We start from the raw sequence: 23,768 nt of genomic DNA, 5'->3' as shown, positions 1-23,768 counted from the left end.
TTAATAATGGCTCAACTGTCTCTGAAACACATTCAGAAAATCTATGATAACCAGGTCCACGTGGTTAAGGATTTCAACCTCGAAATCGAAGACAAAGAATTTATTGTCTTCGTCGGTCCATCGGGCTGTGGGAAATCCACGACGCTGCGAATGATTGCCGGCCTTGAGGAGATCAGCGCGGGTGAACTGATTATTGACGGGGTTTGCATGAATGATGTTCCCGCCAAGTCCCGTGATATCGCGATGGTCTTCCAGAACTATGCGCTCTATCCGCATATGACTGTCTACGACAACATGGCGTTTGGCCTGAAAATGCAAAAAATTGCGCCCTCCGTCATTGAAGAACGCGTTACCTGGGCGGCACAGATCCTGGGCTTGCGCGACTATCTCCAGCGTAAACCTGGCGCGTTGTCCGGCGGTCAGCGCCAGCGCGTGGCGTTAGGCAGGGCGATAGTGCGCGAAGCGGGGGTCTTCCTGATGGATGAGCCTTTATCCAACCTCGATGCCAAACTTCGTGTGCAGATGCGCGCTGAAATCAGCAAGCTGCACCAGAAGCTTAATACCACCATGATTTACGTGACGCACGATCAGACGGAAGCCATGACGATGGCGACCCGCATCGTGATTTTAAAGGACGGCATCATTCAGCAGGTGGGCGCGCCGAAGCAGGTCTACAACGAGCCGGCGAATATGTTCGTTGCAGGGTTTATTGGTTCGCCTGCGATGAACTTCATTCGTGGCGCGATCGACGACCGCTACTTTGTGACGGAAACGCTGCGCCTGGAGATCCCGGAGGACAAGCTGGCCGTACTGAATGCGCAAGGTTACCAGCGTAAAGCGGTTGTCTTTGGGATCCGTCCGGAAGACATTCTCACCGCACAGCGAAGCGGTGAAAACATCACGGCGAAGATCAGCGTTGCTGAGCTGACCGGGGCTGAATTTATGCTTTATGCCACCGTGGGTGGGCATGAACTGGTTGTCCGTGCGGGAGCGGCGGATGATTACGTTGCCGGAGAGAATATCGGCATCCAGTTCGATATGAATAAGTGCCATTTCTTCGATGCTGATACTGAAACAGCTATTAGATAAGAAAGGTGTTCGCCGGAAATGAAAGTTTCCGGTTTTTTGTGTGTTAATTATAAAGGAATATTTTAATGAGTACTCTACTAAGAAGTGCTGCGCTCGTTCTGTGCGCAGGGGTGAGCTGCGCGCAAGCAACAGAATCAGCCAAACAGTGGGAATTTAATATTGGCGCCATGTATGAAATTGAAAACGTCGAAGGTCAGGCTGACGATAAAGATGGATTATATGAACCCTCCGTGTGGTTTAATGCCACATGGGATGCCTGGACCATTTCGCTGGCTATGTATCAGGAAGGGCCGGTCGATTACAGTAGCATGACGCGCGGCACCTATTTCGATCGTCCTGAAGTAGAATTACGCTATCGTTTTATCGGCACCGATGATTTTACGTTCGGCCTGACCGGTGGCTTCCGTAATTATGGCTATCACTTTAAGGATGAGCATGGTGCTAAAGACGGTAGTGCTAATATGCAGCGCTATAAAGTTCAGCCTGACTGGGATATTAAACTAACCGACGACTGGCGTTTTGGCGGCTGGTTTGCCATGTATCAGTTTGCCAACGATCTGGAAAAAACCGGCTATTCTGACAGCCGCGTCGAGACCGAAACCGGTTTTACCTGGACAATTAACGAAACGGTCTCGGCAAAAGTTAATTACTATTTAGAGCGCGGTTTTAATATGGACGGCTCACGAAATAACGGTGAATTCTCCACTCAGGAAATTCGCGCCTATCTGCCGATTTCATTGGGTCAGACGACGCTAACGCCTTATACCCGTCTGGGACTCGATCGCTGGTCAAACTGGGACTGGCAAGACGATCCTGAGCGTGAAGGACATGATTTCAACCGTTTGGGTATGCTGTACGCCTATGATTTTAACAATGGTTTATCCATGACGCTGGAATATGCCTACGAATGGGAAAACCATGACGAAGGGGAAAGTGACCGCTTCCACTATGCCGGTATCGGCGTGAATTACGCGTTTTGATAACACTTCACCAGGGGCGTTTGCCCCTGGTTTTTAGCGTAATGAAGCCGCATCTGAAAAATGCGTTTCAACCAATATCTTATGCGGGGCAGGTTTACCCGCTATGCACCTGAACAACACATCGCAGCTCTCTTCGCCCAGCTTTCTGGTGGGGATATCAAAGCCGCCAGGCGCAGGGGTTAAAATGAGAGATAGCATTGGGTCGCTGTATCCTGCCATTGCGACCTGTTCCGGGATCGTCAGGTTTAGCGCATCCGCGGCACGATAAAGACTCAGCAATTTCATACTGTCTGTCGCAAAAACCGCATCGGGCGGGTTGTCTGAAGAGAGTAGCTGACAGGCCGCCTGAAGCGCGCTTTCATGGGTGTATCCGCCATCAATAACCCAGTCCGGGTTAATTGCAATACCCTGCTTCTCAAGGCTCGATTTATAGCCCGCCAGGCGATCGATAGAAACGTGATAATCGAGCGGGGCATGCAGGCAGGCAATTTTAGTGCGACCATGATTGATAAATGAGTCGGTTAATATGGCGCTGTCACGGAAATTATCCGTGTCGACAGAATAGATATTCTGGTAATTACCTTCCACTTTACCAATAACAACCACGGGCACGCCATATTCGTCCAGCGTCGCGAAAAAAGACTCGTTCGCCGGCGAGCTTAGCATGATGATCCCCTTGATCATCTTCTGCTTTATTTTACCCACGCATTTTTGCAGATCATCTTCGCTGCTTTTGGACGTTTGTAAAATAACATCAAAACCCTCTTCTTCTGCTTTTGCCGTAATGGCATGTAGTACATCAGAGAAAAACGGATTGCCTGCGGTGGTTTTGGTTGAACGGGTCGAAATAACCATAATGGCGTCGAAGCCAGAAGAGGTGAGTGCGCGGGCAAGTTTATTCGGTTGATAATTTAATTCTTCTATCGCCTTCAACACCTTTTCGCGCGCTTCAGGAGAAATATTCGTTTGTTTATTCAGAACGCGCGACACGGTTGATTTCGAAACGCCAGCAACGCGGGCAATATCATAGATGGTGGGTGACATACACCTTACTCACTCCAGACGGACAGCAATTGCGCCCATCTTACTGGAGAGAAAACGGCAATAGCAATAATTAAGAATTGATAATCAACGATCTGCCCCAATTTACTGTATTCTGAAGTGACTTTTTTCAGGGTTCCAGGCAATGAAGGACGGCGATGAAGCGACTTAAAAACGAATTCAATTCTCTGGTGAACCGTGGCGTTGATCGCCATCTGCGTCTTGCCGTGACGGGGCTGAGCCGCAGCGGTAAGACAGCATTCATTACGGCGATGGTCAATCAGCTGTTGAACCTGCATGCAGGGGCGCGCCTGCCACTGCTTAGCGCAGTGCGCGAGGAGCGGTTGCTTGGGGTGAAACGCGTACCGCAACGTGATTTTGGCATACCCCGTTTCACCTATGATGAAGGTCTGGCGCAGTTATACGGGGAGCCTCCCGCCTGGCCCACCCCGACGCGTGGCGTGAGCGAAATCCGTCTTGCGCTTCGTTTCCGCTCGAATGAATCCCTGATGCGTCACTTCAAAGAAACGTCCACGCTCTATCTCGAAATTGTGGATTACCCAGGAGAATGGCTGCTCGATTTACCGATGCTGGCGCAGGATTACCTGAGCTGGTCCCGACAGATGACCGGTCTGTTGCAGGGGCAGCGGGCAGAGTGGTCGACCAAATGGCGCCAGCTTTGCGAAGGACTGGATCCGCTGGCACCGGCGGATGAAAACCGTCTGGCCGTCATAGCCGAAGCCTGGACGGATTACCTGCATCAGTGCAAGCAGGAGGGGTTGCATTTTATTCAGCCGGGCCGCTTTGTTCTGCCGGGTGATTTAGCCGGTGCTCCCGCGCTACAGTTTTTCCCGTGGCCGGACGTTGACAGCATCGGTGAATCGAAACTGGCGCAGGCGGACAAGACCACCAACGCCGGTATGCTCCGCGAGCGATACAATTATTACTGTGAGAAGGTGGTTAAGGGCTTTTATAAAAATCACTTTTTACGCTTTGACCGCCAGATCGTGCTGGTGGACTGCCTGCAACCGCTCAACAGCGGGCCGCAGGCGTTCAATGATATGCGGCTGGCGCTGACGCAGCTGATGCAAAGCTTTCATTATGGCCAGCGTACGCTGTTTCGCCGTTTGTTCTCGCCGGTCATCGACAAGCTGCTGTTTGCCGCCACAAAAGCTGACCATGTGACGGTCGATCAGCACGCCAACATGGTATCCCTGCTGCAACAGCTGGTGCAGGATGCCTGGCAGAATGCGGCCTTCGAAGGGATCAGTATGGATTGTCTGGGGCTGGCGTCCGTACAGGCTACGCAGAGTGGGTTGATTGACCTGAATGGCGAGAAAATTCCGGCCCTGCGGGGCAACCGTCTCAGCGACGGTGCGCCGCTCACGGTCTATCCGGGGGAAGTTCCGGCGCGTCTGCCGGGCCAGGCTTTCTGGCAAAGCCAGGGTTTTCAGTTCGAAGCCTTCCGTCCGCAGAGTATGAACGTTGACCAGCCATTGCCGCATATCCGTCTGGATGCCGCGCTGGAGTTTTTAATTGGAGATAAATTGCGATGACGGAACCGTTAAAACCACGCATTGATTTTACCGGCCAGCTTGAGCAGACCCCGCATGAGGCGTTTAAAACGGCGCAAACCTTCAGCGGGCCGCAGGCCGACAACTTTGCTCCCGTGCTGGCAGACGAGCCGTTGGCTGAAGAGGGGCAGGCGGAAGCGGTGGTTGATGCGGCACTGCGCCCGAAACGCAGCCTGTGGCGCAAGATGGTGACCGCCGGGTTAGCCCTTTTTGGTGTGAGCGTAATCGGCCAGGGCGTGCAGTGGGGCGTCAATGCCTGGCAAACGCAGGACTGGGTGGCGCTGGGGGGATGCGCCGCCGGGGCGTTGATTGTTGGTGCGGGCGTTGGCTCAGTCGTCACCGAGTGGCGTCGCCTATGGCGTTTGCGTCAGCGTGCCCACGAACGCGATGAAGCGCGGGATCTGCTGCACAGTCACGGCACAGGAAAAGGGCGTGCTTTTTGTGAAAAGCTTGCGGCTCAGGCCGGGATTGATCACTCTCACCCGGCGCTTCAGCGCTGGTATGCGGCGATCCACGAAACCCAGAATGACCAGGAAGTGGTCACGCTCTATGCCCACATTGTTCAGCCGGTGCTGGATGCGCAGGCTCGTCGTGAGATCAGCCGCTCGGCGGCGGAATCTACCCTGATGATCGCCGTCAGTCCGCTGGCGATGGTGGACATGGCCTTTATCGCCTGGCGCAACCTGCGCCTGATCAACCGCATCGCCAGACTGTATGGCATCGAGCTTGGCTATTACAGCCGGCTGCGCCTGTTCAAACTGGTATTGCTGAATATCGCCTTCGCCGGGGCAAGCGAACTGGTACGGGAGGTCGGGATGGACTGGATGTCGCAGGATCTTGCGGCCCGTCTCTCTGCCCGGGCGGCGCAGGGGATTGGTGCCGGTCTGCTGACGGCACGCCTGGGCATCAAAGCGATGGAGGTTTGTCGTCCACTCCCCTGGATCGATGGCGATAAGCCGCGGCTGGGGGATTTCCGTCGCGAATTGATTGGCCAGCTTAAAGAGACGCTCAATAAAAAACCTGCTCAGTGAGGTTTTGTTTACTAATCGTGCGGGCTGTCAATATTTGTTGACAGCCACCTTCCCGAATACCGTGATCTGACATATCATTTTACTGTTATTGGCTTAAACGGTGAATTTCCCATGCGTCTGGAAGTCTTTTGTGAGGACCGTCTCGGTCTGACCCGCGAGTTACTCGATCTTCTTGTTTTACGTAGCATTGATTTACGTGGCATAGAGATCGACCCTGTCGGGCGAATTTACCTCAATTTTGCCGAAATTGAATTTAATACCTTCAGTAGCCTGATGGCGGAAATCCGCCGTATCGCTGGCGTTACGGATGTACGCACCATCCCCTGGATGCCGTCCGAGCGGGAACATCTTGCGCTGAGCGCGCTGCTGGAAGCAATGCCGGAGCCGTTTCTCTCTCTCGATCTGAAAAATAAAGTCGAGCGCGTTAACCAGGCCAGCTGCCAGCTGTTTGCGCAGACTCAGGAAAAACTTATCGGGCACCACGCCACGCAACTGATCACCGGGTTTAATTTCCAGCGCTGGCTGGACAGCAACCCGCAAAATACCCATAGCGAGCACGTCGTCATCAACGGACAGAATTTCCTGATGGAGATCACGCCGGTCTACCTGAAAGGGGAAAATGCCGCGCGGGTGCTCACCGGCGCGGTAATCATGCTGCGCTCCACGGTGCGCATGGGACGCCAGTTACAGAATCTTTCCAGCCAGGACGTCGGCGCATTCAGCCAGATTATTGCGGTGAGCCCGAAGATGCGTCATGTAATCGACCAGGCGCGCAAGCTGGCAAATCTTACGGCGCCGCTGCTGATTACCGGGGATACTGGTACGGGGAAAGATCTGCTGGCGCATGCTGTGCACATGGCCAGCCCGCGTGCGGCAAAACCTTATCTGGCGCTGAACTGCGCGTCTATTCCTGAAGATGCGGTGGAAAGTGAACTGTTCGGGCATGCGCCGGAAGGCAAAAAAGGCTTCTTTGAACAGGCGAACGGCGGCTCGGTGCTGCTGGACGAGATTGGCGAAATGTCGCCACGCATGCAGGCGAAACTGCTGCGTTTTCTCAATGACGGCACGTTCCGCCGTGTGGGGGAAGATCATGAAGTGCACGTGGACGTGCGCGTCATCTGCGCCACCCAGAAAAATCTGGTGGAGCTGGTGCAGAAAGGGGTATTCCGCGAAGATCTCTACTATCGTCTCAACGTTCTGACGCTCAATATACCGCCGCTGCGTGATTGCCCGCAGGACATCATGCCGTTGACAGAACTGTTCGTGGCCCGTTTTGCCGACGAGCAGGGCGTGCCGCGTCCGAAGCTCTCTGCCGACCTGGGCACCGTGCTGACGCGTTACGGCTGGCCGGGCAATATTCGTCAGCTTAAAAATGCGGTCTATCGCGCATTAACTCAGCTTGAAGGGTATGAACTGCGCCCTCAGGATATTCTGTTGCCGGATTACGATGCCGGGACGGTCTCGGTAGGCGAAGAGGCAATGGAAGGCTCGCTGGATGACATCACCAGCCGTTTCGAGCGTTCGGTGTTAACGCAGCTTTATCGCAGCTATCCGAGCACGCGCAAGCTGGCTAAACGTCTTGGGGTGTCACATACCGCGATTGCGAATAAGCTGCGCGAGTATGGGTTAAATCAGAAGAAGGGTGACGAATAAATAAAAAAGCCTCTTTGCAGAGGCTTTTTTACGTTTAGGCTTTAAGCGCCTCAAGTGCAGCGGTGTAATCCGGTTCGGTAGTGATTTCGTTAACCAGCTCACTGAAAACAACGTTGTCGTTTTCGTCGATCACCAGCACCGCACGAGCAGCCAGACCTTTCAGCGCGCCTTCGGAAATGGCAACACCGTATTTTTCCAGGAAATCCGGGCTGCGCAGAGTGGAAAGGGTGATGACGTTGCTCAGGCCTTCAGCGCCGCAGAAGCGGGACTGGGCAAACGGCAGGTCAGCAGAAATGCACAGCACCACGGTGTTGTTCATTTCGGTCGCCAGCTGGTTGAATTTACGCACTGATGCAGCGCAAACGCCAGTATCGATGCTTGGGAAAATGTTCAGGACTTTACGTTTGCCAGCAAACTGGCTCAGCGTGACGTCAGACAGATCTTTAGCCACCAGAGTAAAAGGCTGTGCTTTGCTGCCAGACTGTGGGATGGAACCTGCAACAGCAACCGGGTTGCCCTGGAAATGAACGAGTTGTGACATAGATATCTTCCTGTTTACAAATAGTTAACGTCGTGGCTAGTGTATGTCATCCGCAGTTAGCACGGCAAACCAATTTTCTGCCTTTCCGGCCTGCAAGGAGTCAGTGATGAGAAGCGTTAAGGTCTATGAAGAAGCCTGGCCATTGCACACCCCGTTTGTGATCTCGCGCGGCAGCCGTAATGAGGCCTGTGTGGTCGTGGTTGAATGTGAAGAGGACGGCGTAAAAGGCGTCGGGGAATGTACCCCTTATCCTCGCTACGGAGAAAGCCTGGCGTCAGTCATGGCGCAAATTATGACGGTGGTGCCCGAGTTGCAGGCGGGCCTGACGCGTGAGGCTCTTCAGCTTCGGTTGCCGGCCGGCGCAGCACGCAACGCGGTTGACTGCGCACTCTGGAGTCTGGAAGCGGCGAAACAACAAAAACCGCTGCCTGCGCTGCTGGACGTTACGCTGCCGCAATCGATCGTCACCGCGCAAACGGTGGTCATCGGTGAACCAGAGCAAATGGCCGCCAGCGCTCAGGCGTTGTATGCCACCGGTGCAACCTTATTAAAGGTGAAGCTCGACGATCGTCTGATTAGCGAACGCATGGTCGCCATTCGTGCGGCGGTGCCTGATGCCACTCTTATCGTCGATGCGAACGAATCATGGCATAGTGAAGGGCTGGCAGCTCGTTGTCAACTGCTTGCCGATCTGGGCGTCGCCATGCTGGAGCAACCCCTATCGGCAGAAGACGATGCCGCCCTGGCGAATTTTATTCATCCGCTTCCCGTCTGTGCAGATGAAAGCTGTCATACCCGTGAGAGCCTGTCAGCTCTCAAGGGACGCTACGAGATGGTGAACATTAAGCTGGATAAAACAGGTGGATTAACCGAGGCCCTGGCACTGGCACAAGATGCCCAGGCGCAAGGCTTTGCTCTGATGCTGGGCTGCATGTTGTGCACGTCAAGAGCGATCGGCGCTGCGCTCCCGCTGGTGAACAGCGTGCGTTTTGCCGATCTTGACGGCCCAACCTGGCTGGCGGTTGACGTATCACCCGCCCTGAATTTTACCTCCGGTGTACTTCATCTTTGAGGCTGCCAGCGCAGGAGATCTGTCATCGCCCGCAGGTATTTTTCGCTCGCTTCATCCGAGGAGATGGGCGGAAACTCTGCGGTGATACAGTGAAGGCTAAGGTCCGCGCACCAGCTGCCAAACGACCCGGGTGTTTCATAGCCAACGCTGCTCACCAGAGGTAGAGCAAACGCATCCGCCAGCCACTTCCCGAGCGCCGTATTACGAGGATCTTCAATACAGGCGAGGGGATCGTGGAAAGAGACAACCCAGGCCGGGTGGATCTTATGAATAAGCTGGCACAATGCCTGAGTCTCCGGTTCGGAACCGGGTTTGTCTCCCGTGAGCAGGACCACATCTCGCTCCTGCGCTGAACTGTTCCAGCGATACACCGTTTCACCGGCGCGCCAGTTTGCCGCCGGGAAGTTCCTGTTCAGGTCAACGCCGCGTGCATTCGCCCGTAATCCAAGCTGACAACCGTCCGGATTGACGGTCAAAATCACATGATGACGTCGTAAATCGGGGGCCAGCGTACGTAGCGCGCACGAGAGCGTCACGACAGACGAGTTTTCATCGCCATGCGTGCCCGCAATGATTAAGCCGCTATTGCGATCGGCCTCGGGTGCCGGAAACCAGATCAGCGGCGCGCCTAAAAACGAGCGTCCATAATGTTCAGTCCCGGGCGGGAAGGCGCCGCGTTCCGTTCTTGGTCGGGTAGTTGCCATAGTAAACCCTGATGATAAAGTCACTTCTGGCAGTGTTGTGCAAAAGCCGCGCTTAATCAAATAGTTTCCGTGTGTGTGGAAAATTGCCTGACATCAACTTTCCGGAGGAAGCATTTGCATTTCTCCGTTTCGAAACAAATAATTACGCATCTGCCTGTTACCTGACATCATTAAGGGGATCGTATGAAGCATCCTGTTTCGCTTCTTTGTACTGCGCTGTGGCTGTGCGGGCTTTCTTCACTTTCATATGCCGCGGAGGTTCCCGAAGGAACGGTTCTGGCGCAAAAGCAGGAGCTGGTTCGACATATTAAAGATGAGCCCGCTTCGCTCGATCCGGCAAAAGCGGTGGGGTTGCCCGAGATACAGGTGATCCGCGACCTCTATGAAGGGCTGGTGAATCAGAACGAAAAAGGGGAGTTAGTTCCCGGCGTGGCGACGCGCTGGCAGAGCAATGACAACCGCGTCTGGACGTTCACGTTGCGGGATAACGCTAAGTGGTCTGACGGAACCCCGGTGACGGCACAAGATTTTGTCTATAGCTGGCGTCGTCTGGTTGATCCTAAAACAACGTCACCTTTCGCCTGGTTTGCGGCGCTGGCGGGCATTAACAATGCCCAGGCCATTATCGACGGCAAAGCTGCTCCGGATACCCTCGGCGTGACGGCGGTGGATGCTAAAACGTTGCGCGTGCAGCTGGACAAACCGCTGCCCTGGTTCAGCAATCTGACGGCTAATTTCGCGTTTTATCCTGTTCAAAAGGCCAATGTGGAAAGCGGTAAGGAATGGACGCGCCCTGGCGCGCTCATTGGCAACGGTGCGTATGTACTGAAAGATCGCGTGGTGAATGAAAAACTGGTGGTTGAGCCGAATTCTCATTACTGGGATAACGCCAGGACGGTGCTTAAAAAAGTCACCTTTGTGCCGATCAACCAGGAGTCCTCAGCGACCAAACGCTATCTGGCGGGCGATATCGATATTACAGAATCGTTTCCGAAAAACATGTACCAGAAGCTGCTTAAAGATATTCCGGGACAGGTATACACACCGCCACAGCTTGGGACCTATTACTACGCGTTTAATACGCAAAAAGGCCCAACCGCGGATGCCCGCGTACGTCTCGCGCTCAGCATGACTATCGACAGACGTATTATGGCGGAAAAAGTCCTGGGGACCGGCGAGAAACCGGCCTGGCATTTTACTCCCGATGTCACTGCGGGTTTTACGCCGGAAACCTCGCCATTTGAGCAGATGTCGCAACAGGAGCTAAATGCGCAGGCGAAAACGTTGTTGCAGGCGGCAGGCTATGGCCCTCAGCGCCCGCTTAAATTAACGCTGCTGTACAACACGTCTGAAAACCATCAGAAAATTGCGATTGCCGTTGCATCCATGTGGAAGAAAAATCTGGGTGTTGACGTTAAGTTGCAGAATCAGGAGTGGAAAACCTACATCGACAGCCGCAATACCGGGAATTTTGACGTCATCCGTGCATCGTGGGTAGGGGACTACAATGAGCCGTCAACATTCCTGTCGCTGCTGACATCCTCCCATAGCGGGAATATCTCACGATTCAACGATCCTGCTTACGATAAGATTATTCATCAGGCGACGCTCGAAACCACTGAAAAAGCGCGTAATGCCGACTACAACATGGCCGAGAAGATCCTCACCGAGAAAGCACCGATTGCCCCTATTTATCAGTACACCAATGGCCGTCTCATCAAGCCATGGGTTAAAGGTTATCCGATAAATAACCCAGAGGATGTTGCGTACAGCCGTACAATGTATATTGAAAAGCATTAAAAAGAGGTCAGGGCGCTACGTGATTATGGTAAACATCCATTAACCGCATAAGCGCCCGCTCTAAGGGGGTATGATTTTACAGCCTGGTTAATACCGAATATCCCCTTCATATCAGCCCATCACTCATTGTCATGATGAATATCTTCAGAGAGATTCTTTCTCCCGTTTATCGAAAAACGCGTAGTCATTTATTCGCCATTCCTGTAGCAGTATAGTCATTACTGTTTTCAAGATTAAATTTGTCCGATACAGGATTTTTTCATATTCAGGCCATTTATTGAATTAAAACCTTATTTCTCTGCGCTGTTACGGGGCGTGTTAATAAATGCATTGATGTAAATCAATTATTCAACCTCATGGAACAATAAGTTCAATATTTCCAAACAAAGCAGTCATTCCTGCCAAATTAATGTGAATAAATGGTTAATTTTTACTGTATGTCATGTATCTATGGCATTTATGAGTACAATAATTTAGTGGAATATTCTTAAGAAAAGTCCAATTGTAGATCTTTGGTCTGAGAAGTTGATTTTAAATGGGCTTTTGCTCTAATATGGTTTTGTAAAGAAACGACACTCACTTAACATTTATTTCTTTTAAAGAAAGGGACTGCTATGGCCGATTCATTCCAGAATGAGGTGCCCAAGGCACGTATAAATTTAAAGCTGGCTCTGCATACAGGTGGCGCGCAGAAGAAAATAGAACTGCCGCTTAAACTCCTCACCGTCGGTGATTTCAGTAATGGAAAAGAGAATCGCCCATTATCGGAAAGGGACAAAATTAACGTCAATAAAAATAACTTCAACAGCGTACTTTCGGAATTTAACCCGGAAGTGAATCTGACGGTTCCTAACACAATGGCCGGGGATGGTTCGGAAGAAAGCATAAAACTGAATTTCTCCGATATTAAGGATTTCGAACCTGAACAGGTTGCCCGCCAGATCCCCCAGCTCCGCGCCATGCTGGCCATGCGTAATTTATTACGCGATCTCAAATCCAATCTTCTTGATAACGCCACTTTCAGAAAAGAACTCGAGAAAATTCTTAAAGACCCGGCGCTGTCTCAGGAATTACGCGACGAAATGAGTGCACTGGCCCCGAAATAAGCGGCATGTGTAATTTAATGGATTAACCGGGAATATGCTGATGTCTGTAAATACTGAAACCGCCTCCGCGCAGGGGCAGACCACCGTACTGGAAAAAGAGGGCGTTTACGCCTCCCTGTTTGAAAAAATCAACCTGACCCCGGCCTCCAGCCTGGGGGATATCAATGCGTTTCTGGATGACGCCGCGCTTTCTGACGCTCCGGCGGGTGAACGCCTGACGGCGGCGATGCAGGTGTTTATGGACTGCATCCGCAAATCCGGTCAGCCTGTGGAGAAGCTCGACAAAACGCTGATTGACCACCATATCGCTGAGCTGGATTTCCAGATCAGCCGTCAGCTGGATGCCGTAATGCATCACCAGGAGTTCCAGAAGGTGGAGTCCCTGTGGCGCGGCCTGAAGCAGCTGGTGGACAGCACCGACTACCGCCAGAACGTGAAAACCGAAATTCTGGATGTGTCGAAAGAAGATCTGCGTCAGGACTTTGAAGACGCGCCGGAACTTATCCAGAGCGGCCTCTACTGGCACACCTATACCGCCGAATACGACACCCCGGGCGGCGAGCCGATTGGCTCCGTGATTTCATCCTATGAATTTGACGCCAGCCCGCAGGATGTGGCGCTGCTACGCAACATCTCTAAAGTGTCAGCTGCCGCACATATGCCGTTTATTGGCTCTGTCGGTCCGAAATTCTTCCTGAAAGACTCCATGGAAGAGGTCGCTGCAATTAAGGATATCGGCAACTACTTCGACCGCGCGGAATACATCAAGTGGAAATCGTTCCGCGACACCGACGACGCCCGCTATATCGGCCTCGTGATGCCGCGCGTGCTGGGGCGTCTGCCGTATGGCCCGGACACCGTACCTGTACGCAGCTTTAACTACGTTGAGCAGGTGAAAGGCCCGGATCACGAGAAATACCTGTGGACTAGTGCGTCGTTCTCCTTCGCGTCAAACATGGTAAAGAGCTTCATCAATAACGGCTGGTGCGTGCAGATCCGTGGCCCGCAGGCGGGCGGGGCGGTGAAAGACCTGCCTATTCATCTGTACGATCTGGGTACCGGCAACCAGGTGAAAATCCCGTCTGAGGTGATGATCCCGGAGACCCGCGAGTTTGAGTTCGCCAACCTCGGCTTTATCCCGCTCTCGTATTACAAAAACCGCGACTATGCCTGCTTCTTCTCGGCGAACTCCGCGCAGAAACCGGCGCTGTATGACACCGCAGATGCCACGGCCAACAGCCGCATCAACGCCCGTCTGCCGTATATCTTCCTGCTGTCGCGTATTGCGCACTACCTGAAGCTCATCCAGCGCGAGAACATTGGCACCACCAAGGACCGCCGTCTGCTGGAGCTGGAGCTGAATACCTGGGTGCGTAGTCTGGTGACGGAAATGACCGATCCGGGCGATGAGTTGCAGGCTTCTCATCCGCTGCGTGACGCGAAGGTGGTGGTGGAAGATATCGAAGACAACCCGGGTTTCTTCCGCGTGAAGCTTTTTGCGGTGCCGCACTTCCAGGTGGAAGGCATGGATGTGAACCTGTCTCTGGTGAGCCAGATGCCGAAAGCGAAAGCGTAACGTAAGGCAGGAAGCATGAAAACGGAACAACCGTTATGGGGCAGGGGCCAGATGGTCTCTCCCCAGCACTTCCAGCAACAGGCCGCCTATGCGGCCTGGTCTGCGGAATGTATCGCCCGACTGGGTCTCTCCCATCCCTGGGGGGTGATTAATGCCACTTTCGAACCGGATGTACTGAAGTTGGGCCGTCTACAGGCCCGTCATCTGCACCTCCGGTTCCCTGACGGGACATTAATCGATACGGATAATGCTGACGACCTGCCACCGGTGCTGGCGCTTGAGAGTGAAACACAGGACGTGGTGGTGGTTCTGGCTCTTCCGCTGCTGCGCGCGAATGGTGGCAACTGCCTTAAGCCCGATGAGGTGGCCGCGCGTCCTGTTCGCTATCGCCAGCGCTGGCGGGATGTCCGCAACCTTTTTGGCGATGATACCCGCCAGATTGCGGTGATGCGGCCAGAGCTGACGTTGCGATTTGCCCATCAGAACAACAGCGATTACCTGACCTGTCCGGTTGCCCGCCTGCAACAAGATTCGCAGGGGAACTGGGCACTTGATGAGACATACCTTCCGCCGCTGTTGGCGTTACTGGGCAGTCGCTGGCTGATGACCCAGCTGGAGCAACTGTTGACGCAACTGCGCGCCCGTCTGGGCCGCCTGATGGACATGCGCCGGGAAAGTAATGAGCGCATGGCGGATTTTGCCGTAGCCGATGTTTCATTGTTCTGGCTGCTCAATGCCCTGAACAGTGCTGAGCCCGTGCTGGGTCAGTTTCAGCGCCACCCGCAAAGCCCGCCTGAGCGTCTCTATCCGGAGCTGGCAAGGCTTGCAGGCAGCCTGTTGACATTCTCGCTGGAGCATCAGGTCAGTGCGATCCCGGCATGGCAGCATGAGCAGCTGAATAACGTCTTCCCGCCGCTGTTTGATTTACTTGGCGATCTTCTGGAAGCCAGCCTGCCGTCGCGGGTGGTGGCAATTGAGCTTGAGCATGATGACCGGCTTCACTTCTGGCAGGCCCGTCTGCATGATCCACGTCTGCGCGAAGGGGCTGATTATTACCTCTCCGTGCGTTCACCGATGCCGGTGGCACAATTGCAGGAGCAGTTCCCGCGCCAGTGCAAGGTCGGCAGTCCCGATCATGTCAGGAGTATCGTCAATTCATCGCGGGTGGGCGTCCCTCTGATGCCGCTGCGCCATGTGCCGGCAGCCATTCCACTACGTCTGGAAAATCAGTATTTCAGCCTTGATGTCTCTCATCCTCTGGCCATCGAAATGTTCCAGAGCGGCACCTGTATGTTTTACGTTCCGGGAATGCTCGCCGAGCCTGAACTTGAACTCTTTGCGGTACTGAGAACATGAATGATCGTAAACGCGCTACTGCCGCGTTCATTGATATTGATGCCCTGTTACAGGACACCTGGCTACAGGTGATCAGTCTGCGTCACGGCCCGACATTCCAGGACGGGGAAGGTCGTACGCTTTGGGAGCGCTGCATTGATGATGTCGGGCGTGTGCAGCGAGAACTGAAAGCGAGCGAACTCGATGAAGCCAGCTGCCAGCATATTCTTACGGCACAGTGTGCGCTGCTTGATGAGGCGGTCAAAGGTCGCGGTGTAGAGGATGACGCCTGTATACAGTGGTATGACATTCCCTTACAGGGATACTTTCTTGGCACCATGGACGCCGGTGACACGTTATGCGATCGGATGCGTGATGTGCTGCGTGAACCGGCTCCTGACCACGCCGTTGTGACCTGCTTCCAGCGAGTCATGATGCTCGGATTCCTCGGCAACTTCCGCTCCCTGAACGATCCTGAGCGGCAGAAACTCATGAATGCACTGAATGAATATGTTGCGCCGTTCAGCTATTCACAACCCCATCCCGTTCTGGCGGAAAGCCATGCCGGACGGGGGATAGGGGGTTGGCTGGCATCATGGCCTATGCGCATTGGCCTGAGTGTGGTGGTGGTCACCGCATTATGGTGGGGACTGGATTGCTGGCTGGATCAGACACTGCTTACCCTGCTGCCGGGAGCCGTGAAATGAGCCCTGCACAACAGCGCGGGCTTGCGCTCTGGGCTGCCCTGCTGAGTGCAGTGGTCTGCCTGTGGTTTCTGCCAGCATCCCGTCTGGTTTCCATTCTCGTCCTGCTGGCGGTACTGGGACTCATCATAGCGTTCTGGGCTGTCGCCTGCCGTCGCGTGCAGCACGATTTCACCCTGTGTCTGGAGGACCTGCCTGAAGCCAATTATTGTCAGCCCGTGGTACTGGTCTGTGGCGATCTGCCGCTTGCCTGGCCGCATCAGTCACCTGTGCTTACTGTCACGCAGGGCTGCTGGATCCGTGTGGAGGATCATCTGGAACTGGAGCAGGCCGCCCGTCAGGTACTGTGGTTGCGCCCCGACTGGGGACGTCAGCTGTCAGTGATGGTCAGTGTTTGTCCGCAGCAGCACCCTGACAGTGAGCGCCTTACCAGTCGTTTGCTTGCCCTGCGCTGGCAGATTAGCCGGTTGCGTAAAGCAACCGGCCATTCTGTGCCACTGGTTCTGAATGGACAGGTCGGCAGTGCGATGATGAATGACATGCTCTGGCAGACGGCGATCCTGGGGGAAGGGGTAAAGGTCTGGAGTGGGACTTCAGCGCCTGGCTCAGTTGCTGAATGGGTTAATACTGGCGGAACGCCTGCGATGCAGCAACAGGTGCTGATGAACAGCCTGATGAGCTGGTTCCAACAGCACGTCCAGGCTGTCCTTATGGATGAAAACCCCGATATTCCTGTCATTGAACCTGTTGCGGTTCTGTGGGGATTGGGTCCGATCCTGGCCGGAAGCATGGCCACCTCTGTCTGGACAGCGTGGTTGTCCCGCCATACTGCGATGCAGCAGGTGTCTGGCTGGCAGCCGGCGGGAACGGACAGTACGGTTATTTCCCTGTTCCCGAATTTTGTCCTCCCTTTACTGCCAGAAGGACGAGGCCTGACACCGCATGGACGAACCTGGCGCGGTGCGCTCGGAATCTTCACGCTGGCAGCCATTGCTGCGCTACTCAGCAGTGGCTGGAATAATCGCCAGCTGCTGCAACGCGTGAGCTTCGATATTGCACGCTATGAACGTATACCGATGAATGACTCCGGGCCGAAAGCTGACGCCGTTGCCGTGCTGCGCGAGGATGCGGCATTGCTGGACGACCATGCACGTAACGGCGTACCGGCCCGGCTGAGTCTGGGCCTGTATCAGGGCGGACGTCTGCGTATGCCAGTGCTGAATGCGATTCGCTCTTATGTGCCTCCGCCTCCGCCGCCTGAACCGGAACTCAAACCGGTACCGAAAATCATCCGCCTCGACAGCATGTCGCTGTTCGATACCGGAAAGTGGGCGCTTAAACCCGCCTCAACAAAGCTGCTGGTGAACTCACTGGTGGGGATCAAGGCGAAGCCCGGCTGGCTGATTGTGGTCGCGGGCCATACCGACAGCACCGGGGATGACCAGTCCAACCAGGTGCTGTCGCTTAAGCGCGCGGAGTCGGTGCGCGACTGGATGCGGGATACCGGCGACGTGCCGGAGAGCTGTTTTGCGGTGCAGGGCTATGGTGAAAGCCGTCCTGTCGCCACCAACGACACGGCTGAAGGCCGGGCGCTGAACCGCCGTGTCGAAATCAGTCTGGTACCGCAGGCGAATGCCTGTCAGGCGCCGGGCAAGACCCATGCGTCATCGCAGGATGATGGCGCTGATAACAATGTAACGGAGTAATTAACATGGCAATTCCAGTCTATCTGTGGCTGAAGGACGACGGCGGCGCGGACATCAAAGGGTCTGTGGACGTTCAGGATCGTGAAGGCAGTATCGAAGTGGTGGCCCAGGAGCACAACCTGTACATCCCGACCGATAACAATACCGGCAAGCTGACCGGTACCCGTATCCACACCCCGTTCCTGTTCACCAAGGAAATCGACTCCTCCAGCCCGTACCTGTACAAGGCGGTGACGACCGGCCAGACCCTGAAATCGGCCGAGTTCAAATGGTACAGAATCAATGACGCAGGCCAGGAAGTGGAGTACTTCAACACGAAGCTTGAGAACGTGAAGCTGGTGAAAGTGAATCCGAAGATGCATGACATCAAGGATCCTGCTTTCGAGAAGCACAACCACCTCGAGCAGATTGAACTGCGCTACGAAAAAATCACCTGGACCTACAAGGACGGCAACATCATTCATTCCGATTCCTGGAACGAACGCGCCACTGCGTAAGAGCCCTGAGCAGACGGTCAGCCGTCTGCTTTTTTTGCTGAGCGCCTGCACTGACGGGTGGTCAGCAAAGAAAAACACAATCTGCCTGCCCGACCTGATGCGCTTTGGGTTCCTGAATAACAGGGAACAGCGACGGGCGGTAGCGTGTCCGGAACTGATAAAGAGAGAGTCTCATGGAAAATCCAGCCATCCTGTTACGCCGTCTTAACCCTTACTGTGCCCGCGCAATGGAAGGGGCCGCTTCCCTGTGCCAGACCCGCGCCCATGCGGAAATCCTGCCTGAGCACTGGCTGCTGAAACTGCTGGAACAGGGTGAGGGCGACCTGACGGTGCTGGCGCGGCGCTACGAATGGGATATGGATACGATATGGCAGGATATGCTGGGTTTTCTGGACAGCCTGCCACGGTCGGTGCGCAGCCGTCCGCAGCTTTCGGAGGGCGTGAAGTCCCTTATGCAGGACGCCTGGCTGCACGCCTCGCTGTCGGGGGAAGAGCACATCCGCAGCATTCACCTCCTGATGGCTCTGGTGGAAAAACCGAAACTGCTGCGCTGCGACGGCCTGTGGCCGCTGCTGACGCTGGCGCAGAGCCAGCTTGAGCGCCTGCGTGGACTTCTGGATGCGCAGTCGGATGAACGACCGGAGGTGCAGCAGGAAGCGGAGCTTACGCAGGGGGATGAGGTGGAGTTTGTCGGCCGTCCGGTGAATGCGGATATAACAGGAGAGCTGAACCCGGCGTTGCAGAATGCGCTGGACAGGTTCACCCTCGACGTCACCGCCCGCGCCCGTGAGGGCAGAATCGACCCGGTCTATGGCCGCGACAATGAAATCCGCCAGATGGTGGACATTCTTTCCCGGCGCCGCAAGAACAACCCGATTCTGGTCGGCGAACCGGGCGTCGGCAAGACCGCGCTCGTGGAAGGACTGGCGCTGCGCATTCATGAGGGCAATGTGCCGGACGCGCTGAAGCCGGTCTCCGTGCGCACCCTTGACCTCGGCCTGTTACAGGCCGGGGCGGGTGTGAAGGGGGAATTCGAGCAGCGCCTGAAAAACATCATCGACGCGGTGCAGCAGTCACCCCTGCCGGTTCTGCTCTTCATTGACGAGGCGCACACCATTATCGGCGCGGGCAACCAGGCGGGCGGCGCCGATGCGGCCAACCTGCTGAAACCGGCGCTGGCCCGCGGTGAGCTCAGAACCATTGCCGCCACCACCTGGAGCGAATACAAACAGTACTTTGAGCGCGACGCCGCGCTGGAGCGTCGTTTCCAGATGGTTAAAGTTGATGAACCGGACGACGACACCGCCTGCCTGATGCTGCGCGGACTCAAGTCACGCTACGCGGAGCACCATGGCGTGCATATTACCGATAAGGCAGTTAAAGCCGCCGTCACGCTCTCCAGACGCTATCTGACCGGACGCCAGCTTCCGGACAAGGCGGTGGATTTGCTGGATACCGCCTCTGCCCGTGTCCGTATGAGCCTGGACACTATTCCAGAGCCGCTGACCCGCATGAAGGCGCAGCTCACGGCCCTTGCTATGGAGAAGCAGGCGCTGCTGGAGGATATCGCGGTGGGCAATACCGCCCACGGCGAACGTCTGGCCGCCATCGGAGAGGAAGAAGTCGCCATCATTTTGCAGCTCGACGAACGGGAAACCCGGTACGGCCAGGAGCTGAAACTGACGGAAGAACTGCTTGCCTGCCGCACGGATATCTCCCGTCAGGGGGAGATTGCGGACCTTCAGATGCAGCTTACTGCCGTGCAGCAGAATACCCCGCTGCTGGGGCTGGATGTGGACGCGCGTACCGTCGCCACCGTTATCGCCGACTGGACGGGCGTACCGCTCTCTTCCCTGATGAAGGACGAGCAGACGGAACTGCTGAGCCTTGAGCACAGTCTGGCGAAACGCGTTGTCGGTCAGGACAGTGCGCTGAATGCCATTGCGCAACGCCTGCGCGCCAGCAAAACCGGTCTGGCGCCTGAGAACGGCCCGCAGGGCGTGTTCCTGCTTGTGGGGCCGAGCGGCACCGGCAAGACCGAAACCGCACTGGCGCTGGCCGATGAACTGTTCGGCGGCGAGAAGTCCCTTATCACCATCAACCTTTCGGAATACCAGGAGCCACACACCGTTTCGCAGCTCAAGGGCTCACCTCCGGGCTACGTGGGTTACGGTCAGGGCGGCATTCTGACCGAAGCCGTCCGTAAGCGCCCGTACAGCGTGGTGCTGCTGGATGAAGTGGAAAAGGCGCACCGGGACGTGATGAACCTGTTCTACCAGGTGTTTGACCGGGGCGTCATGCGCGACGGCGAGGGGCGGGAAATTGACTTCCGCAACACGGTGATTCTGATGACCTCCAATCTCGGCAGCGACCTTATCATGCAGCTGCTGGATGAACAGCCGGAGGCGACAGAGCCGGACCTGCATGAACTGCTGCGTCCTGTCCTGCGGGACCACTTCCAGCCCGCGCTGCTGGCGCGCTTCCAGACGGTGATTTACCGTCCGTTGGCAAAGGCAGCGATGCGTACCATTGTGGAGATGAAGCTGGCGCAGGTCAGTAAACGCCTCAACCGTCACTACGGTATGAAGACCGATATCCACGAAAGCCTGTACGACGCGCTGACCGATGCCTGCCTGCTGCCGGACACCGGGGCACGCAATGTTGACAGCCTGCTGAACCAGCAGATTCTGCCGGTGCTGAGCCAGCAACTGCTGATGCATATGGCCGCGAAACAGAAGTCGCATACCCTGACGCTCGGCTGGGATGAGGAAGAGGGCATAGTGCTCGAGTTTGACCGGACAGAAGGAGTGCACGCATGAGCAGCAATCCCCCGCTGAGATTCAGCCACAGCCATCACCTGCTGTCGGTGAAGGGATGTGACGCAGAACCCGATGTGCTGGCGTTTGAGGGTGATGAAGCCCTGAGCACACCCTTCAGCTACCGTACTGAATTCACCAGCACGGACCATGCCATCAGCAAAGAGATGATGCTGATGAAAGCGGCTTCCCTGACGCTTCAGGCCCCGGTTGACCAGGGTTACGGCATCAAAATACAGCAGCCGGTGCGGGTGATTCAGGGCGTGGTCACGGGTTTTGAACGTCTGGGTACCTCAAAGGATGAAACCCGTTACGCAGTGACGCTTGAGCCGCGTCTGGCCCTGCTCAGCCGCTCGCACCAGAACGCCGTCTACCAGGACATGTCCGTCCCGCAGATTGTGGAGAAAATCCTGCGCGAGCGCCACGGCATGCGCGGCCAGGACTTCCTGTTCTCACTCTCAAAAGAGTACCCGCGCCGCGAGCAGGTGATGCAGTATGCTGAGGACGACCTGCACTTTATCACCCGCCTGCTGGGTGAGGTCGGTATCTGGTTCCGCTTCACCACCGACACACGCCTCAACATTGACGTGGTGGAGTTTTACGACAGCCAGCAGGGATATGAGAAAGGCGTGACGCTGCCGTCGGTGCCGCCGTCAGGGCAGCACTCGCAGGGTGTGGACTCGGTGTGGGAAATGGAGAGCCACCATAATGTGGTGCAGAAGGCGGTCAGCACCCGCGACTACAACTACCGTCAGGCCACGCAGGACATGAACACCCTGGTGGATGCGACCCGCGGGGATGCCACCACGTACGGAGATGCCTATCACTGGGCGGATAACTACCTGACGGCGGGAACGTCCCATGACCGCAATCCGGCCGCGGAGTCCGGGGCGTTCTATGCCCGCATCCGGCACGAACGTTACCTGAATGGCCAGACGCAGACCGTTGCCTTCACCAGTTGTCCGGTGATCTCTCCGGGTATGCTGCTGAAAGTCACCGGCGGGTACGAAGTGGCCGACGTGTTTGCGCAGGGCGTGGTTGTCACGGCGATGCACAGCCATGCGCAGCGTGATGCGGACTTTTGCGTCAGGTTTGACGGTATCCCGGACAGCCCGGATTTCAGTTTTCGCCCGGAACCTGGTTCACGTCCGGTGATGGCCGGTACCTTACCGGCCCGCGTCACGAGTACCACTGAAAATGACACCTACGGGCATATCGATAAAGACGGCCGCTACCGCGTCAACATGCTGTTTGACCGTGAGAACTGGGAGACCGGGTTCGAGAGCCTGTGGGTCCGTCAGTCCCGCCCGTATGCAGGGGACACGTACGGCCTGCACCTGCCGCTGCTGGCAGGCACCGAAGTGGCGATTGGCTTTGAGGACGGCAACCCGGACCGGCCGTACATTGCCGGTGTGCTGCACGACTCGGCGCACGGCGACCACGTCACCATCCGCAACTACAGACGTAACGTCCTGCGCACGCCGGCGAACAACAAAATTCGCCTGGATGATGAACGCGGAAAAGAGCATATCAAGGTCAGCACGGAGTACGGCGGCAAGAGCCAGCTGAATCTCGGCCACCTGGTCGACAGCGAGAAACAGCAGCGCGGTGAGGGGTTTGAGTTCAGAACCGACGGCTGGGGCGCCATCCGGGCGCAGAAAGGGATTTTTATCAGTGCTGACGGCCAGGCGAAGGCGCAGGGCCAGGTGCTGGATATGGAGCCTGCACTCGCACGGCTTTCAGCAGCATTAGTGGAAATGGAATCCCTTGCTGCCTGCGCACAGCAGGCTCAGGCTCTGGCTGCCGATGTTGGCCGTCAGCAAAAACTCCTGAAGCAGAAAATTGAACAACTGCATGAAGAGGTGATTCTGGGCAGTGCGCCAAAAGGCATGGCACTGGTGAGCGGCGAAGATATGCAGCTATCAGCCAGTGATAATCTGACGCTGACAGCGGGTAAACAGCTGGATGTTGGTGCGCAGAAGGACTTTACGCTGGCGGCCGGTAAGCAACTCAGCCTGTACAGCCGTGAAGGAGCAAAACTGTTCAGCTCGCAAAACGACATTGATATTCAGGCTCAGGGGGGGAATATCACCACCTGGTCGACACAGGACACGTATATATCAAGCGGCAGGAAAATGGTTGTCACGGCACAGGACGAGCTGACACTGATATGCGGAGGCGGCTATATCAAAATCAACGGCGGAAATGTTGAGATTGGTGGTCCGGGTAAACTGCTGATTAAGAACACGGGCATCAGGAAAGCGGGCACGGGCAGTATGCAGGGGGTGATGAAGTCGTTTGAACCTTCTACGTTTGATGAGAAATTTGTTATCAGAAATGCATTAACCCAAGAGCCGCTTCTAGGAAAAGCCTATAAAATAACTATGCCAAACGGGTCAGTTGTCACTGGTATAACAGACGCGCAGGGGGCAACGACGCTTAATTCTTCGGATTTGATAGATGATATGATAATAACACTTACTGGTCGTTAAATAATATTAATGGAATACATATGTTAGGATTAATGCTCTTTATAATGTGTT

General features: G+C 55.4%; 18 protein-coding genes. 15 read left to right on the top strand and 3 right to left on the bottom strand.

The annotated features are described in order from the left end of the window. Window positions 1-6: 6 nt before the first annotated feature. Together ACJTMZ_RS01915 and ACJTMZ_RS01910 are read left to right on the top strand one after the other, a co-directional pair. Window positions 7-1,089 carry an ABC transporter ATP-binding protein gene (locus ACJTMZ_RS01915; RefSeq protein WP_015570407.1) on the top strand — a complete coding sequence of 361 codons (1,083 nt, stop codon included), beginning with the start codon at window positions 7-9 and terminating at the stop codon, window positions 1,087-1,089. 65 nt (window positions 1,090-1,154) lie between these two features. Beyond that, a complete protein-coding gene (locus ACJTMZ_RS01910) occupies window positions 1,155-2,069 on the top strand; it encodes an OmpG family monomeric porin (RefSeq protein ID WP_023303821.1) in 915 nt (304 codons plus the stop codon). A 33-nt stretch (window positions 2,070-2,102) separates the two neighbouring features. Here ACJTMZ_RS01910 and ACJTMZ_RS01905 read toward each other — a convergent pair whose 3' ends face one another. Then, window positions 2,103-3,113: a LacI family DNA-binding transcriptional regulator gene (locus ACJTMZ_RS01905; protein WP_023303820.1), complete on the bottom strand. Its 1,011-nt coding sequence runs from the start codon at window positions 3,111-3,113 to the stop codon at window positions 2,103-2,105. A gap of 155 nt (window positions 3,114-3,268) precedes the next feature. Between ACJTMZ_RS01905 and ACJTMZ_RS01900 the strand changes: the two genes are divergently transcribed. The 3 genes from ACJTMZ_RS01900 (at window position 3,269) to tyrR (ending at window position 7,368) form a co-directional block, all read left to right on the top strand. Beyond that, window positions 3,269-4,666: a YcjX family protein gene (locus tag ACJTMZ_RS01900; protein ID WP_023296695.1), complete on the top strand. Its 1,398-nt coding sequence runs from the start codon at window positions 3,269-3,271 to the stop codon at window positions 4,664-4,666. Further along, entirely contained in the window at window positions 4,663-5,715 is a 1,053-nt protein-coding gene (locus ACJTMZ_RS01895; RefSeq protein WP_017693341.1) for a YcjF family protein, read from the top strand. Before ACJTMZ_RS01900 ends, ACJTMZ_RS01895 begins: the two co-directional genes overlap by 4 nt. Before the next feature lie 111 nt (window positions 5,716-5,826). After that, window positions 5,827-7,368: a transcriptional regulator TyrR gene (gene tyrR, locus ACJTMZ_RS01890; protein ID WP_003856887.1), complete on the top strand. Its 1,542-nt coding sequence runs from the start codon at window positions 5,827-5,829 to the stop codon at window positions 7,366-7,368. Window positions 7,369-7,402: 34 nt separating this feature from the next. Here tyrR and tpx read toward each other — a convergent pair whose 3' ends face one another. After that, entirely contained in the window at window positions 7,403-7,909 is a 507-nt protein-coding gene (gene tpx / locus ACJTMZ_RS01885; RefSeq protein WP_015570410.1) for a thiol peroxidase, read from the bottom strand. 106 nt (window positions 7,910-8,015) lie between these two features. Here tpx and ycjG point away from each other — a divergent pair, with 106 nt between their 5' ends. Beyond that, entirely contained in the window at window positions 8,016-8,981 is a 966-nt protein-coding gene (ycjG, locus tag ACJTMZ_RS01880; protein ID WP_015570411.1) for an L-Ala-D/L-Glu epimerase, read from the top strand. Here ycjG and mpaA read toward each other — a convergent pair. Next, entirely contained in the window at window positions 8,972-9,685 is a 714-nt protein-coding gene (mpaA, locus tag ACJTMZ_RS01875) for a murein tripeptide amidase MpaA (RefSeq protein ID WP_015570412.1), read from the bottom strand. The two genes, ycjG and mpaA, sit on opposite strands and share 10 nt — an antisense overlap. Window positions 9,686-9,868: 183 nt before the next feature. On the opposite strand from mpaA, the gene ACJTMZ_RS01870 reads away from it, so the two are divergent. The 9 genes from ACJTMZ_RS01870 to ACJTMZ_RS01830 all read left to right on the top strand — a co-directional run bounded on the left by ACJTMZ_RS01870 (window position 9,869) and on the right by ACJTMZ_RS01830 (window position 23,717). Beyond that, complete coding sequence (locus ACJTMZ_RS01870; RefSeq protein WP_023303815.1) at window positions 9,869-11,485, top strand: ABC transporter substrate-binding protein; 1,617 nt, start codon at window positions 9,869-9,871, stop codon at window positions 11,483-11,485. Window positions 11,486-12,099: 614 nt separating this feature from the next. Continuing rightward, window positions 12,100-12,591, top strand: coding sequence for a type VI secretion system contractile sheath small subunit (gene tssB / locus ACJTMZ_RS01865; protein WP_023303814.1), 492 nt, complete (start codon window positions 12,100-12,102; stop codon window positions 12,589-12,591). A gap of 40 nt (window positions 12,592-12,631) precedes the next feature. Continuing rightward, on the top strand, window positions 12,632-14,167 hold the full coding sequence (gene tssC / locus ACJTMZ_RS01860; protein WP_023324775.1) for a type VI secretion system contractile sheath large subunit: 1,536 nt from the start codon (window positions 12,632-12,634) through the stop codon (window positions 14,165-14,167). A gap of 15 nt (window positions 14,168-14,182) precedes the next feature. Then, window positions 14,183-15,523: a type VI secretion system baseplate subunit TssK gene (gene tssK / locus ACJTMZ_RS01855; RefSeq protein ID WP_015570415.1), complete on the top strand. Its 1,341-nt coding sequence runs from the start codon at window positions 14,183-14,185 to the stop codon at window positions 15,521-15,523. Next, window positions 15,520-16,209 (top strand): type VI secretion system protein TssL, short form, encoded by a 690-nt coding sequence (tssL, locus tag ACJTMZ_RS01850; protein WP_015570416.1) that lies wholly within the window; start codon window positions 15,520-15,522, stop codon window positions 16,207-16,209. Before tssK ends, tssL begins: the two co-directional genes overlap by 4 nt. After that, window positions 16,206-17,912 (top strand): OmpA family protein, encoded by a 1,707-nt coding sequence (locus ACJTMZ_RS01845; RefSeq protein WP_047057068.1) that lies wholly within the window; start codon window positions 16,206-16,208, stop codon window positions 17,910-17,912. The genes tssL and ACJTMZ_RS01845 overlap by 4 nt, the downstream gene beginning before the upstream one ends. A 5-nt stretch (window positions 17,913-17,917) precedes the next feature. Continuing rightward, complete coding sequence (gene hcp / locus ACJTMZ_RS01840; protein ID WP_009653685.1) at window positions 17,918-18,409, top strand: type VI secretion system effector Hcp; 492 nt, start codon at window positions 17,918-17,920, stop codon at window positions 18,407-18,409. A gap of 173 nt (window positions 18,410-18,582) precedes the next feature. Next, window positions 18,583-21,228 carry a type VI secretion system ATPase TssH gene (gene tssH, locus ACJTMZ_RS01835; RefSeq protein WP_047365570.1) on the top strand — a complete coding sequence of 882 codons (2,646 nt, stop codon included), beginning with the start codon at window positions 18,583-18,585 and terminating at the stop codon, window positions 21,226-21,228. Further along, the gene (locus ACJTMZ_RS01830) at window positions 21,225-23,717 is read left to right on the top strand and encodes a type VI secretion system tip protein VgrG (protein ID WP_252010628.1); all 2,493 of its coding nucleotides are present in this window, start codon (window positions 21,225-21,227) and stop codon (window positions 23,715-23,717) included. Before tssH ends, ACJTMZ_RS01830 begins: the two co-directional genes overlap by 4 nt. The last annotated feature ends 51 nt before the right edge of the window (window positions 23,718-23,768 follow it).

The organism is Enterobacter sp. DN, assembly GCF_046054285.1.
Lineage (GTDB): Bacteria > Pseudomonadota > Gammaproteobacteria > Enterobacterales > Enterobacteriaceae > Enterobacter > Enterobacter hormaechei_C.
The sequence above is the reverse complement of the archived record's forward strand: the minus strand, read 5'-3'. Positions and strand labels throughout refer to the sequence as shown.

Bases quoted from the DNA above. Each gene is read 5' to 3' on its own strand.
- ycjG (WP_015570411.1), top strand. From the start codon at position 8,016: ATGAGAAGCGTTAAGGTCTATGAAGAAGCCTGGCCATTGCACACCCCG.
- ACJTMZ_RS01915 (WP_015570407.1), top strand. From the start codon at position 7: ATGGCTCAACTGTCTCTGAAACACATTCAGAAAATCTATGATAACCAG.
- tssL (WP_015570416.1), top strand. From the start codon at position 15,520: ATGAATGATCGTAAACGCGCTACTGCCGCGTTCATTGATATTGATGCC.
- hcp (WP_009653685.1), top strand. From the start codon at position 17,918: ATGGCAATTCCAGTCTATCTGTGGCTGAAGGACGACGGCGGCGCGGAC.
- tssK (WP_015570415.1), top strand. From the start codon at position 14,183: ATGAAAACGGAACAACCGTTATGGGGCAGGGGCCAGATGGTCTCTCCC.
- ACJTMZ_RS01910 (WP_023303821.1), top strand. From the start codon at position 1,155: ATGAGTACTCTACTAAGAAGTGCTGCGCTCGTTCTGTGCGCAGGGGTG.
- ACJTMZ_RS01845 (WP_047057068.1), top strand. From the start codon at position 16,206: ATGAGCCCTGCACAACAGCGCGGGCTTGCGCTCTGGGCTGCCCTGCTG.
- tyrR (WP_003856887.1), top strand. From the start codon at position 5,827: ATGCGTCTGGAAGTCTTTTGTGAGGACCGTCTCGGTCTGACCCGCGAG.
- ACJTMZ_RS01900 (WP_023296695.1), top strand. From the start codon at position 3,269: ATGAAGCGACTTAAAAACGAATTCAATTCTCTGGTGAACCGTGGCGTT.
- ACJTMZ_RS01830 (WP_252010628.1), top strand. From the start codon at position 21,225: ATGAGCAGCAATCCCCCGCTGAGATTCAGCCACAGCCATCACCTGCTG.
- ACJTMZ_RS01870 (WP_023303815.1), top strand. From the start codon at position 9,869: ATGAAGCATCCTGTTTCGCTTCTTTGTACTGCGCTGTGGCTGTGCGGG.
- tssH (WP_047365570.1), top strand. From the start codon at position 18,583: ATGGAAAATCCAGCCATCCTGTTACGCCGTCTTAACCCTTACTGTGCC.
- ACJTMZ_RS01905 (WP_023303820.1), bottom strand. From the start codon at position 3,113: ATGTCACCCACCATCTATGATATTGCCCGCGTTGCTGGCGTTTCGAAA.
- tssB (WP_023303814.1), top strand. From the start codon at position 12,100: ATGGCCGATTCATTCCAGAATGAGGTGCCCAAGGCACGTATAAATTTA.
- mpaA (WP_015570412.1), bottom strand. From the start codon at position 9,685: ATGGCAACTACCCGACCAAGAACGGAACGCGGCGCCTTCCCGCCCGGG.
- tpx (WP_015570410.1), bottom strand. From the start codon at position 7,909: ATGTCACAACTCGTTCATTTCCAGGGCAACCCGGTTGCTGTTGCAGGT.
- ACJTMZ_RS01895 (WP_017693341.1), top strand. From the start codon at position 4,663: ATGACGGAACCGTTAAAACCACGCATTGATTTTACCGGCCAGCTTGAG.
- tssC (WP_023324775.1), top strand. From the start codon at position 12,632: ATGTCTGTAAATACTGAAACCGCCTCCGCGCAGGGGCAGACCACCGTA.